This window comes from Rhodothermus bifroesti, assembly GCF_017908595.1.
GTDB classification, from domain to species: Bacteria; Bacteroidota; Rhodothermia; order Rhodothermales; family Rhodothermaceae; genus Rhodothermus; species Rhodothermus bifroesti.
Genome location: NZ_JAGKTL010000002.1, coordinates 184879 through 198057 on the forward strand (window position 1 = coordinate 184879; position 13179 = coordinate 198057).

Consider the following 13179-nt stretch of genomic DNA (forward strand, 5'->3'; position numbering starts at 1 on the left):
TCTATCCCCTTTTCTTTTTGGGCTAAGCTACCACCCGCGTAGCTTGCCGACGCTGCACCAAGTCTTCGGGGGCAAGGATGTAAACCTCGGGAATACCTGCCTGCAGGGCCTGAAAGGCAACATCGAGTTTGATGCGCATGCCACCACTGATCCAACCGTCTTGCACCCCGGAGTCGAAGGTGGCCCTGTCGCAACAAGGAAGTAGGCTGTTGGGGTCGGAGGGGTTGCGCCGCACACCACCCGTTTCTGTAACCAGTAAAAACGTGTTGGCTTGGAGCGCTTTGGCCAGGGCACAGGCTACGGTATCGGCGTTCACATTGTAAAGCTGCCCGGCTTTGTCAATGCCCAAGGGTGCCACGATGGGCATATACCCCCCCGAGAGCAAGTGCTGCAGCAGCTTGGGATCCACATGTTCTACATCTCCTACAAAACCAAAGTCTACCACTTCTCCTTCGATGGTCCAGGGTGGACGGCGCGTGACTTGCAGCATGCCTCCATCGGCGGCAGCAAGCCCTACCGCGGGCAGTCCATGTCGCAGGGCAGCAGCAACCAGGCGCAGATTCAGTTCGCCGCGCAACGCCCATTGCAGAATCTGCAGGTCCAGCGCTGTGGTAACGCGTCGGCCTTGAACAATGCGAGGCCTATGGTCCAGCCTCTGGGCTAGTGCCGTTGCTTGCGGCCCGCCTCCATGTACGACCACCACGGGTGCCTGTTGACGCAAGGTGGATAGCGCAGTCCAGAAAGTTTCTAAAGTGTCGGGCGCCTCGAGCAGCGCGCCCCCAAGCTTGACCACAACCAGCGCACTCATCGGTCAAACGGTGGAAGATGCCATACGTATTCTAAAATGGCCTTTTGTGCATAAAGCCGAAAGGCAGCCTCCTTAAGATGGATAGCCTGGGGGCTATCGAGCACTGCATCGTCGACAACGACATTGCGGCGCACAGGTAGGCAGTGCATGAAAGCGGCTTGGCGCGTGCGCGCCATAAGCGCTGGCGTAACGCGCCAGGACCTATACTGCTGCCGCAGTTTGGCCTCTTCTTCGGGGTGCGTATAGAGCAGCCGGCTAGCCCAGGCTTTGGCGTAGACGATTTCAGCACCTTCGAAGGCTTCGGCCTGGTTATGCACGACGATGACTCGTCCCCCTTGGCGCGTTGCATCGCACCGGGCGCGTTCCATAACCGCTTCGTCCAGCTCGAAGCCCGGCGGATGCGTCACCACAACTTCCATCCCCAGACGTGCTGCCATAAGCAAGGCCGAGTTTGGTACAGCCATCGGTAGTGGGCGTGGGTGATAGGCCCAGCTCAGCACAAAGCGTCGCCCTTGCAAGTTTCCGCCAAGATGATCGACAATCGTGGCCGCATCGGCCAGCGCTTGGCAAGGATGGTAAAAAGCGGATTCCAGGTTAATGACGGGCACGGTAGCAATTTGGGCGATCTTGTGCAGCAGTACATCGTCGCGATCTTGGGCATAGTCGGTTTGCGAGGCAAAGACGCGTACCCCAAGCGCATCGTAGTACTGCGATAGCACCCCAATGGCTTCGCGGATGTGCTCTGCTTCTGGGCCATCCATGACGACGCCGTCGCGCCACTCAATTTGCCAGGTACCTTGACCAGCAACCAGCGTGGTGGCGTGGGCCCCAAGCTGGATAGCGGCCAGTTCCATAGAGGTACGGGTGCGCAGCGAAGGATTGAAAAACAGCAGGCCCAGACTGCGGTTGCGAGCTACATGACTGTAGGCATTTTTGCCTTGTCGGTAATGCTCTAGCGTACGGTTTAGGCAGGCGTTCCAAATGTGATCGTCAAGGTACTGCCAGTCCAGCAAGTGGCGAGGTGGTGGAAGTTCCATCAGGCCGTAGTGGTTTGAGGTTGGTTTACAGAGGTAAGCACGTGAAGGAACGTATCGATGAACATTTCAATGGCCTCGTCCGGCGTGTTCAATGGAGGCATCAGCCGAATGACATTCGGATGGCTTGCATTACCGGCCAGAATGCCAGCTTCTCGCAGCCGGCTAAGTACCGGTGCGGCCGGACGGTCTAGCTCGAGCCCAATCAGGCAGCCGCGGCCACGCACGGCTACCACATGATCGGCTACGCCATCGCGAATGCGCGCAAAAATTTGTGGTGCCCGTTTCATTAAGCCTTCCTCACGCAGCGTTTCGAGTGTAGCTGTAACAGCGGCCATGGCCAACATGCCGCCGCCAAAGGTGGTGCCTTGATCACCATAGCGCACTGAAGCAGCAATGGCATCCGAAACGAGCACGGCGCCAACCGGTACACCTGAGCCTAAGCTTTTAGCCAGCGTGATCAGGTCGGGCCGAATGCCATACTGTTCGGCGATAGAAAAGGTGCCGGTACGTCCAACGCCCGTTTGCACCTCATCGAAAATAAGCAATGCGTTGTAGCGGTCGCACAGGGCACGCAGGGCGCGGTAGTACGCTACGGGAGCCTCGTAGACGCCCGCCATGCTCTGGATGGGCTCTAGGATGATCGCTGCAATATCATCCCGCTGTGCAAGCAGCTGTTCCACAGCCTCTAAGTCCCCCAGAGCAACAAAATGCGTGGGGGGCAGCACGGCCAGATACGGCTTGCGGTAGCCTATCGGTTCAGTAACTGCCAGGCTACCCAGCGTGCGACCGTGAAAGCCTCCTATAAGGGCAATGACTCCAGGTTTGCCAGTGTAGGTTCGGGCTAGTTTGAGGGCTGTTTCGTTGGCTTCAGTACCCGAGTTGCAAAAGAATACATGCCGCAGGCCTTCGGGAGCCATTTCAGCTAGCAAGGCTGCAGCACGGGCCCGTACGGGACTGTAGACCACATTGGAGTAAAAAAGTAACTGTTCAACTTGCTGCTTAAGTGCTGTCACCACGCGGGGAGGGCAGTGCCCTAGCAGCGTAACACAGTGGCCACCGTAAAAATCTAGGTAACGGTTGCCTTCGGCATCCCACACATAGCACCCTTGACCCTTGACCAGGGCTACAGGGTATTTACGGTAGGTAGGAATCTGATACGTGTCTTCCAAAAGAATCGTCTCTTGCGTGTTCATAGCCTTTTCAAACCCATAAAAAAAGCCGGGTCGTGGCGGCCCGGCTGCGGTCAAGTGAGCAATGTTTCGGGGGTAGGGGTAGGGAGCAGCCCAGCCGTTTGGGGGAGTCCCAACAGCAAGTTTAGGTTTTCAATAGCTTGGCTGGCGGCGCCTTTGAGCAGGTTGTCGAGGGCAAAACCGATCACCAGCTGTTCCTTCCCAACAACCCAGCCGATGTCGCAAAACGGGGTGTAGATGCTATAGCGCAACTCAGGTAGCTGCCCAGGCCAGAGCCGCACCAAGGGTGCATGGCTATAGGCTGCTGTAAACCAACGCTCAACCGTTTCAGCATCGATCTCTGTAGCAAGCGGCACAATGGCCGTCCCCCAGATGCCGCGCGTCCAGGGTCCAGAGGCCGGAACGAACCCGATACGGAGGCCTGTACCTACCACCTGCTGCACTTCGGGCAGATGCTGGTGGGCTAGCACTTTGTAGGCACGCACGTTGCCATCACGCTCAGGGAAGTGTGTGGTAGCTTTAGGCTGCGTGCCTGAACCTGAAGCGCCAGTAAGGGCAGTGACGGCCACCTGCGCCTGTGGCACATGCTGGCTCAGGGGCCAAAGCGCCAGGGCTAGACCAGTGGCAAAGCATCCTGGATTCGCCAAAAGGCGTGTTCCTTCAGGATAGGGCGCGTAGACATCGACCAACCCATAAACAAAGCGCGGCAGCAAATCTGCGGCTGGATGCTCAAATCCAAACCATGTAGGATAGACAGCCGCCTCCCGAAAGCGGAAATCTGCACTTAAGTCGATAATCACGCCCTCGTAGCCGCTTTCAAGCAAGCGACTGGCTGTGCGTGCCCCTTGACCATGCTCGGCTGCAATCAAAATAGCGTCAAAGTCCAAAACGTCCAGCGTGGACTCATCCGCAAAGACCAAGTCGGTTTGGCCGCGTAACGTTGGGTGGGCATACCACAAGGGTTTGCCCGCAAACGTACGGCTTGTCACTGCAGCCAGCGTGCAGTAAGGGTGTGCCTGCACAAGCCGGATGAGCTCTCCGCCTACGTAGCCTGCACCGTGAAAAATCGCAATGCGTTTCGCCATAGCTTCTCTAGACACTTCAGGCGATCGTTACTGCAACCCCATTTCCATTGCTATAATGGGGTAAAGGGCGTACAGCTGTGCGCACGGAGCGCGCAATGAGCTGGCCCAAAGCTTCGGCATCTTGTCGGGCATTGAGGGCTGGAATGCCCATGGCGTGCTGAATGTAACGCTTGCCGACAGCGTTGTCGGTAACCGGACCGGTAATCACCGTAATTGGGGCTTGGTAGCGCGTGCGAAAGAGCTGATCCGCTGCCCAAGCGCCAGCTAAATCCGTAGCGGCCACCACATGCGCCCGTGTAAAGCGTTGCAGCTCTTTGTCGAGCAGCAGCTCATCAACGCCGTAGTAGCCAATAAAACCATCACCCAGCTCGACGACAATTACGTCGGGCGCGAAAGTATTCAGGTGCGCAATCAACCCTTTGGCTAGGGGGGCCATTTCTTTGTTTGTGGAAGAAACCACGCCTGCATCAATAAACGTCACGCTGGCAATTGCACCGTGCTCTTCCATCATCCGGGCGTCGCGCAGCAGTGCTGCACCGGTGAGTTTGCCAGCTGCAACGCGCAATCCGTGTTCGGTGAGGTAGCGAATGATCTGGGCTGCGGCAAACGTTTTTCCCGTATTCATCGAGGTGCCGCTAACGATCACCAGCGGCGCCGAATGCGTGAGCGAAAATTGCGGTTCGATAGCGTGATCCTGCACGCGGGCATGCCGCTTTTGGCCGTTGACATCCACCAGCACTGCCCCAAGCACTTCAACACGCAGGGCTGGACCCAGATCGGGGTGGTCGGAAGTGCATTGGCCTAGGATGCCTCCCATGTTGAGCACATTAAGCACATCGCCGACCTGAATGCGGCGAGGAATGCGGCCGCTATAGCCCTTAAGCGCTTGGCGTTCACCTAAGGCACCAATAATCAGATCACCCCGCCGAATAGGTTGAAACGTGCCGTCGGTGCACTCTAGCAAATTATACGTGGTCTTTTCTTCGAGAGCGCGTACAACCAGGCAGTAGCCCTCTTCCGCGACGATGTAAGCGGTCAGTTCTACCTCGTGGCTAAGCCGGCAAGGAGCCGTGCTGGATCCAATTTTGTCCACTGTGAGATACTGGTTCATGGCTGCGGGGATTAGGGTTTATGCGGCCGTCTGGTTTTCTATTTCTGAAGGCGTGGCTGCTTTGCGTACCAAGGCAGCCAATAGGGCTTGCACCCCATAAATGCGGGTAAAGCCTTGGGCATCGCGTCCGTCCCAAAGGCGGTTTTGTTCACCGTAGGTCGCAACACGCGCGTTAAAAAGGGAGTAAGGGCTGTCGCATCCAAGCACTTCGATGTTGCCCTTAAAAAGGCGCACGCCTACGGTGCCCGTAACGACGGTTTGGGAAGAATCCAAAAAAGCTTCAATGTCGCGCATTACAGGATCAAAGTACTGGCCTTCGTGCAGCAGCATGCCGTAGAAGTCGGCAAGATGATCTTTTTGATACCGCTGCCAGCGCGTAAGCACAATTTTTTCTAGCTCTCGGTGTGCCGTGATCAGAATCAGTGCAGCTGGCGCTTCAAAGCCCACGCGGCCTTTGATGCCTAGGATGGTGTCGCCTACATGAATACCCCGGCCTACACCATGTGCAGCTCCTAGCTGGTTTAGGCGCTCAATCAGCGTGACCGGATCGAGAGCTTCGCCATCAAGTGCGGTTGGAATGCCCTGCGTGAACGTAAGGGTAAGCTCCAGGGGGGTGTCGGGGGCTTGGGCTGGCGAGACTGTATCGGGATAAGCCTCGTCGGGTAGCGGATCGGTGGTGGTATGCGTCTCCCGGCCGCCGATCGTTGTGCCCCAAAGACCTCGGTTGATGGAATAAGCAGTTTTCTTTTCCGGTACTGCAATGCCGCGCTCACGCAGATAGGCCGTAGCCGCCGCGCGACTTAGGCCTAGCTCTCGAATAGGCGTCAGAATTTCCAAGTCGTCGGCTAAGATGCGTAGGGCGACGTCAAAGCGCACCTGGTCGTTTCCAGCCCCTGTCGAGCCATGGGCAATCGCCCGCGCACCAAGCTGACGGGCTAGCTCGACTACCTTACGCGCTTGCACAATGCGCTCTGGCCCGACGCACAGCGGATAGACGCCACCCCGCAACACGTTGCCCTTGATCAGGTAGCTCAGATGATCCCGGAAGAGCTCATAGCGACCATCCAGGGTGAAGTGCCCAGCTGCACCAAGCCGCTGGGAAAGCGCCTCAATTTCAGCAAGTGCTTCTGCGGTAAATCCACCCGTATTCACCGTTACCGTGTAAACCGGCTCCTTGTACGTCTCCCGCAAATACGGGACGCAAAATGAGGTGTCTAAGCCACCGCTGAAGGCCAAAACAATCGACATCGCTGGGTTAGTTTTCAGGTTAAAAACGAAGGGCGCCAGCTCCTTTTGGAACCGGCGCCCTGTCTATCGAAAATCGCTTAAATCAACGCAAACTCATGCTGTTGCAAGACAGGATACGCCGGTTCCACCCCCGCGGGGGCGACGGGGACGTCGCACAGGTCGGATGGGTCGAACCGGCAGCATCACAATCATAGACTGCAACAACATGATGCGCGCAAGAATACGGCGATTCTATCGCAATGTCAAGTGTTTCAATCGGTTTTTAATCATTCGCTCACAGAGGGCGTGCCTTATACGTATACGTATATCGCTGCTGCGCAGCATAAAGGGTATTGCGTAGCAGCAAAGCAATCGTCATGGGACCTACACCCCCGGGTACTGGGGTAATCCATCCAGCTTTTTGCGAGACAGCCTCAAAGTCCACGTCGCCTACGAGCCGATAGCCGCGGGGATGCGCAGGATCCTCAACACGGTTGATGCCCACATCGATCACTACAGCACCGTCGCGCACCATATCGGCCGTAATGTAGCGCGGCTGACCTATGGCAGCAATCAAAATATCGGCCTGTTGGGTTAGCGCAGCCAGGTTAGACGTGCGGCTATGACAGACAGTAACCGTGGCATCGATGCCGCGCTGCAGCAAAAGGACAGCCAGCGGACGCCCCACAATGTTGGAGCGCCCCACAACAACCGCATGTTTGCCCGCTGTTTCAATGCCGCTGCGCCGCAATAACTCCAAAATACCTGCCGGTGTAGCAGGCACAAAGCCGGGTTCACCTAAAAGCAGCCTTCCAGCATTAACGGGGTGAAAGCCGTCTACGTCTTTTTCAGGACGGATTGCATGTAGGATGCGGCTGGGGTTGATGTGTGCGGGTAGGGGGAGCTGTACCAGAATGCCGTCGACGCTTTCATCGGCATTAAGCCGCTCGATTTCGGCCAGCAATTCGGCTTCGGTAAGGTGGGTATCGAAATGCAACGTTTCGCTGGCAATACCTACTTCGGCAGCAGCCTGGGTTTTTCCGCGCACGTAGGAAGCCGAAGCTGGGTTGTCGCCTACCAGAATAACGGCCAGATGGGGCGCGCGGTGTCCAGCTGCCACCCAAGCAGCCACTTCAGCTTTTACTTCGGCCCGCACCTGAGCCGCAATGGCTTTCCCGTCAATTAACTGAGCCACCACGGTGTTTTCTAATATCCGCCTGTCGCAACGCAGGCTAAAACTAAGGCATGCGTTGGGAATAAGAAATGCACCCAGAATTCTTCACGTGGGGGGATATAACCAATGGTCTTGTGTTCCTTCTTGCTCGGCGGTATTTTTGAAACAACTCAGCTCACCGATCTTAAGCCTGCGTATTGCTGCACGTGCTACTACGGCATCTAAAGAAGGTCAAAATGCTCGTTGTATAACCAACGGGCACGTATGCATGCGCAGGAAGGGGATTGCTTGTTGGCTTAGGCGCAGCCTGCTTTTTTGGGGGCTCATCGGGGCTGTTGTGGCCAAGGCGCAACAGGTAGAAATGCGCCAGCTTGGCGCAACCGCTCAGGAGCAGCTTTGGGAAGTAACCGCTACGTGGCCGCTGTCATTACAGGCTGCGCTCGATTCGTCCAGTAGGCGCAGTTTGACGCCTGCTGCCGTGATCGCCGCTACCTGGGGTAGGTGGGAGGTTTCAGAGACCGTAAAGCTTCCTACGCTGGCCTTTCCACAAGTGGAGATCGTGCAAGCCGATTATGAGGAGACGCCGCTGCCTGCCGAAGGCGCTTCTTGGACTACAGCAGCCGAACTCAACTTGCCCCCTGTTGAAGTGATTGGCTTGGGGATGGAGCGACGCCAGGCGGCAGCTACATTACATGTGCGTCTGTTGACCTACGACGAAGCACGCCAAGTGCTACGGCGCTACCGCCGACTGGTTGTGCGCCTTCGCCATACGGCCGCCTACGTGCTGCAGGAACAACAGCGGGGGTTGGCCAGCAATCCGCATCTTTCGGTTACCCGAAGTGTGCTGGCTGATGGGCTGATTTTCAAGATCCCTGTGCGTGAAGAAGGCCTCTACCGCATTGACCGTGCGGTGCTGAGCGAGCTGCTCGCCCGCGTAGGCCGCTCGCTGAGCGAGATTGATCCACGTCAGCTGCAGCTTTACGGCAATGGCGGCGCGCCGCTGCCAGCGCTCAATAGCGCCCCCAGACCAGCCGACCTTATCGAAAACCCTGTCTGGCGCGTGGGGCTTGACGATGGATCGTTCGATGCTGGCGATGCCTTGATCTTCTATGCAGCTGGTCCCCAAGGCTGGACCTACAACGCGCAGCGTGGAGAGTGGGAACATTATACCCATCCGTTCTCCAACGAGAACTACTACTTTCTCAAAATTGGCGATCGTGAAGGACGTCGGCTGGAGATGCAGCCGTTTCCAGAAGATGCTGCAGCGCAACCTGTAACGCAGCTGGTGGGACGCTTGGTGGTCGATCCCGAGGATTTTCTTTGGAGCAAAGAAGGCCTTGCCGAAGGCAAGGGCAGCGGCTTAACCTGGGTCAGCGTGCCCATTAGTCCTGCTGGCCGTTTACGCGTGCTGCAAAACGCTACGCCCCCGGGCTTGAGCGCAGGCACGGTCACTTACCGGGCACGCGTAGCTATCCAGTCCAATCCAGCGGCCTCGGTGCAGTTTGTTTCACGCGGGCAAGTGCTGGCTACAGTTTCGGCCGGTGTGACCTTCCCTGATCCTGAAAGTCCGGTAGCCCGTGCAACAGAGGCCACTTTTTCGCAAGCACTGGCTACGGCTTCGCCCCTAGAGCTCGAAATGACGCTAACCAACCCCGGGGGCGACCCCCGCGCTGCCTTGGAGTGGCTGCGCGTCTTTTACCCAATGCGGCTTGCAGCTTCGAAGGGCTACCTGCGGTTTTTTACGCCACCAGGCCAGGCTGGCATTTTTGCGTTTGTGCTGGAAGGCTTTTCTGCAATGCCCCAGGTGTGGGATGTAACCGAGCCTGGTAACCTTATGCGGCTAGAAGTGCGCCCGACTGCAGGCGGCTATGAAGTGCGCGTAGCTGCAACAGATCCTCGACAGCCCCGTGAGCTGGTAGCGTTCACGCTGGAAGCTGTGCGTACGCTTGATGTTGCTGGTGCGCGTCGGGTAGCTAACCAGAATCTGCACGGCCTTGAGCAGTATCCTGATCTGGCCATCATTACCGCCGATACATTTCGGGTCTATGCCGAAGAACTGGCTGAGCACCGGCGCCGTGAAGGCTTGCGCGTGGTTGTAGCAACGGTTGAGCAGATCTACAATGAGTTTTCCGGTGGCGTACCCGATATGCGGGCCGTGCGGGATTACTTAAAGTTTCTCTACGATCGCGCTCCCACAGAACAGCAGTTGTTGCGCTATGCGCTGTTTTTCGGCGACGGTCACTTCAACTATCGTGGGCTTTGGCGGCAGCCTACGCTCCGCAATTGGGTCCCTTCCTACCAGACGGTCGATTCGTACCACCCGATTAATTCGTATACCAGCGACGATTACTTTGGGCTTTTAGATGACGATGAAGGACTGTGGCTCGATTTTGGGGCCGGCGCTTATAGCGCCGAACGCCTGGACCTGGGCATTGGACGGCTTCCAGTACAAACGCCCGAGGAGGCCCGACAGGTGCTCGACAAGATTTTTCGCTATGAAAGCTCCGAAACGTTTGGCGCTTGGCGGTTGCGCTATACCGTAGTGGCCGACGATGGACCTACCGGCGTGGCTGCGCAGCAAAACGACCTCGACCTGCACGTGCAAAATATCGACGTTGTAGCTGAAGAACTCAAGCAACGCTTCCCAGGGGTAGATGTCCAAAAAATTTATGCCCTTTCTTATCCACGGGTGTTTATGGGCATCTGGCGCATCCCAGAAGCACGGCAAGCGATCCTAAGAGCGCTTGAGGAAGGAACACTGGTCATCAACTACAGCGGTCACGGTAGCAGCGATGTGCTGGCCCAGGAAGAAATCTTTACCAAAGACGACGCTGCAGCCCTCACCAACCGGGACCGATTGGCCATTTTTATTACGGCTACCTGCAGTTGGGGACGCTGGGATATGACCGAAACGCAGAGTGGGGGTGAGGTCCTGTTACTTAATCCCAACGGAGGAGCAATAGCCGTGTTCTCCACTGTGCGGCTTGTTTATACTTCTCCCGACAGCAGTGTGCTCAACGTGGGACTAAACCGCATGCTCAATCAGTATTTGTTCACGCCAGAAGCCGACGGACAAATGCCGCGCTTGGGAGATGCATTGCGCCGCACAAAAAATACGCGAGCAGGGCTGCAAAACAACAACCGGCGATTTAATCTGCTAGGTGATCCTACGCTGCGCGTGGGCTTTCCTGCCCGACGCGTCGTTATCGAAGCAATCAACGGACAACCGCCTAGCAACGAGCAGCCTGTACCGGTGCGCGCCCTTGAGCGCGTGACGATCTCGGGCTACGTGCAAAATGCTACCGGCGCCATCGACGCCACGTTTGCCGGCCTAGCTACGCTGACCGTTTTCGATGCCGAACGTCAAAAACCACTGCCCTACTGGCGCTACATGCCTGCGCCCTATTACCTGGTACGGGAAGACCTTATTTGGCGCGGCCAGGTCGACGTGCGCAATGGACGCTTTGAAGCCACGTTTGTTGTGCCTAAAGACATCCTCTACAGCAATCAACGCGGCCGTCTTTCGGTCTACGCGCAAAGCTCTGCAATGCATGCCGCTGGCTTTACCGAAGGGTTTGTGGTAGGCGGTACCGCTGCCAACATCCCAGACGACCAAGAAGGCCCAGAAATTACACTCTACCTCAACGACACTACGTTTGTCTCAGGAGGGCTGGTACCGCCCAACCCTAAACTGTTGGTGTTTCTTTACGACGCTTCGGGCATCAATACAGTAGGAGCTGGTCTAGGACACGAGTTGCTCTTAATCATCGATGGCAATGAGGCACGCGCCCAGAACCTAAGCCAGGCTTTCCGCAGCGAGCCAAACTCCTACCAGCGCGGCCGTGTAGAGTGGACGCTGGGCGATCTGGCCCCAGGACCCCATACGCTTACGGTGCGCGCTTGGGACGTACTGAACAACGTCAGTACAGCCTCGTTGGATTTTATCGTTAGCGACGATCGCCGCCTGGAGCTACGTAATATTTTTAACTATCCGAACCCCACAACGGGACCTACGCGTTTCGTCTTTGAACATAATCAACCCGCTGGTACGCCCGCACGCGTGCAGTTGCGGATCTACACGCTGGCCGGAAGACCTGTACGCACCCTGGACGGCAATGAAACCCTTCCGACCGGAAAGTTGCCTGCTAACCTGGTCATGATTCCTTGGGATGGTAGAGATGAAGACCACGATCGGCTGGCTACAGGAATCTACTTGTATCGCCTTCGTGTGGAGATAGAACGACCCGATGGCTCGCGCCAAGTAGCCGAGCATATCGATCGTGTAGCCATCATTCGGTAAACGTGGTCTTGTTTTTGTGTAATAAACTGGATAATAACAGATTGACGCTTAAACGCAAAAAAGCCATGCGTATGATGTCGAAGATGGTGCACGTTTTGCACACCACGCGCGGTCTACTTTTGACCCTGGCCGGATGCTGCTTGGCAGTGGCGGCACAGGCCCAAGTGGGAGGCGCTGCAGTGCTTTTTTTGCAGATTGAGCCCGATAGCCGTGCTGCTGGCATGGGAAATGCCGGCGTTGCTGTAGCCGATAATGCCTATGCGCTCTTTTGGAATCCGGCCGGGCTAGCCTTCCAGCCACAAGCCGTAGAGGTGTCGATTACGCACTCCAACTGGCTCCCTGAATTCAATGCCGGTCTCTACTATGAATACTTGGTCGGCCGTTTTTCTTTAGGACGTTGGGGGAATATGGGGGCGCACGTAACACTGCTTAACATGGGGGAGCACGAGTGGCGTGACGAAAACAACAACCCCCTAGGCACTTTCCGTTCCTATGATGTGGCGGCCGGACTCTCTTATGGTTACCAGATTCATGATCGGCTGGCCCTAGGCGTGGGCTTACGCTACATCTACTCTAACCTGGCCTCGGGTATCGAAGTCGAAGGTCGTGAGACCAAAGCCGGCAAATCTTTTGGCCTGGACATAGGGCTTTTGTACCGCACACGTCCTTTTAGCTTAGGCGGGCAAGCTAGTGGGCAGTTTTCAGCTGGCTTTAATTTGAATAACATGGGCCCCCAGATCCAGTACTCTGATGGAGCACAGAAAGACCCTATCCCCACAAACATCCGCTTTGGCTATGCCTTTACGTTTGACCTCGATCCCTACAACCGAATCACGTTTGCCAACGATTTTACTAAGCTGCTAATCCGGGTGCGCAGCGATTCAACAGGTTCTCGAGCCGACCCTTTCTACAAAGCGATCTTTACCGCTTGGCGTCCTATTCAGGTACGCGAAAATCCTTACAATGAGCAAGAAGCACGCTACCGCACGCTAAGCGTTTGGGAGCAACTGATGATCGGCTTAGGCGTCGAGTACTGGTACAACCAGCTCTTTGCGTTGCGTACAGGCTTTTTCTACGAAAACCCTTATAACGGAAATCGGCAGTTTATGACGTTTGGGGCCGGTCTGCGCTATAACATCGTTGGGGTCGACTTTTCCTACGTGTATGCCCTTAAAGAAAACCACCCCCTGGCCAACACCATGCGTTTTTCGTTGCTCTTGAACTTCAAGAAGTAGCCCTGGAAACCA

At 56.4% G+C, this 13179-nt stretch carries 9 protein-coding genes; 2 read left to right on the top strand and 7 right to left on the bottom strand.

Translation table 11 applies throughout. From position 1 onward, the window contains the following. Positions 1–22: 22 nt before the first annotated feature. From argB to folD, 7 genes are all read right to left on the bottom strand, one after another. Entirely contained in the window at positions 23–808 is a 786-nt protein-coding gene (argB, locus tag J8E65_RS04535; protein WP_210374220.1) for an acetylglutamate kinase, read from the bottom strand. Beyond that, complete coding sequence (locus J8E65_RS04540; RefSeq protein ID WP_237181661.1) at positions 805–1845, bottom strand: N-acetylornithine carbamoyltransferase; 1041 nt, start codon at positions 1843–1845, stop codon at positions 805–807. Before J8E65_RS04540 ends, argB begins: the two co-directional genes overlap by 4 nt. Beyond that, positions 1845–3038: an aspartate aminotransferase family protein gene (locus tag J8E65_RS04545; protein WP_210374221.1), complete on the bottom strand. Its 1194-nt coding sequence runs from the start codon at positions 3036–3038 to the stop codon at positions 1845–1847. Before J8E65_RS04545 ends, J8E65_RS04540 begins: the two co-directional genes overlap by 1 nt. A 50-nt stretch (positions 3039–3088) precedes the next feature. Further along, a complete protein-coding gene (gene argC / locus J8E65_RS04550) occupies positions 3089–4120 on the bottom strand; it encodes an N-acetyl-gamma-glutamyl-phosphate reductase (RefSeq protein ID WP_210374222.1) in 1032 nt (343 codons plus the stop codon). Between the two features lie 16 nt (positions 4121–4136). Then, positions 4137–5231 (bottom strand): P-loop NTPase family protein, encoded by a 1095-nt coding sequence (locus tag J8E65_RS04555; RefSeq protein ID WP_210374223.1) that lies wholly within the window; start codon positions 5229–5231, stop codon positions 4137–4139. Positions 5232–5249: 18 nt separating this feature from the next. Then, positions 5250–6479 (bottom strand): argininosuccinate synthase, encoded by a 1230-nt coding sequence (locus J8E65_RS04560; RefSeq protein WP_210374224.1) that lies wholly within the window; start codon positions 6477–6479, stop codon positions 5250–5252. A gap of 274 nt (positions 6480–6753) precedes the next feature. Then, positions 6754–7653, bottom strand: coding sequence for a bifunctional methylenetetrahydrofolate dehydrogenase/methenyltetrahydrofolate cyclohydrolase FolD (gene folD / locus J8E65_RS04565; protein WP_210374225.1), 900 nt, complete (start codon positions 7651–7653; stop codon positions 6754–6756). A gap of 247 nt (positions 7654–7900) precedes the next feature. Here folD and porU point away from each other — a divergent pair, with 247 nt between their 5' ends. Continuing rightward, the gene (gene porU / locus J8E65_RS04570; protein WP_210374226.1) at positions 7901–11932 is read left to right on the top strand and encodes a type IX secretion system sortase PorU; all 4032 of its coding nucleotides are present in this window, start codon (positions 7901–7903) and stop codon (positions 11930–11932) included. Positions 11933–11997: 65 nt separating this feature from the next. Further along, the gene (porV, locus tag J8E65_RS04575) at positions 11998–13167 is read left to right on the top strand and encodes a type IX secretion system outer membrane channel protein PorV (protein ID WP_237181663.1); all 1170 of its coding nucleotides are present in this window, start codon (positions 11998–12000) and stop codon (positions 13165–13167) included. The last annotated feature ends 12 nt before the right edge of the window (positions 13168–13179 follow it).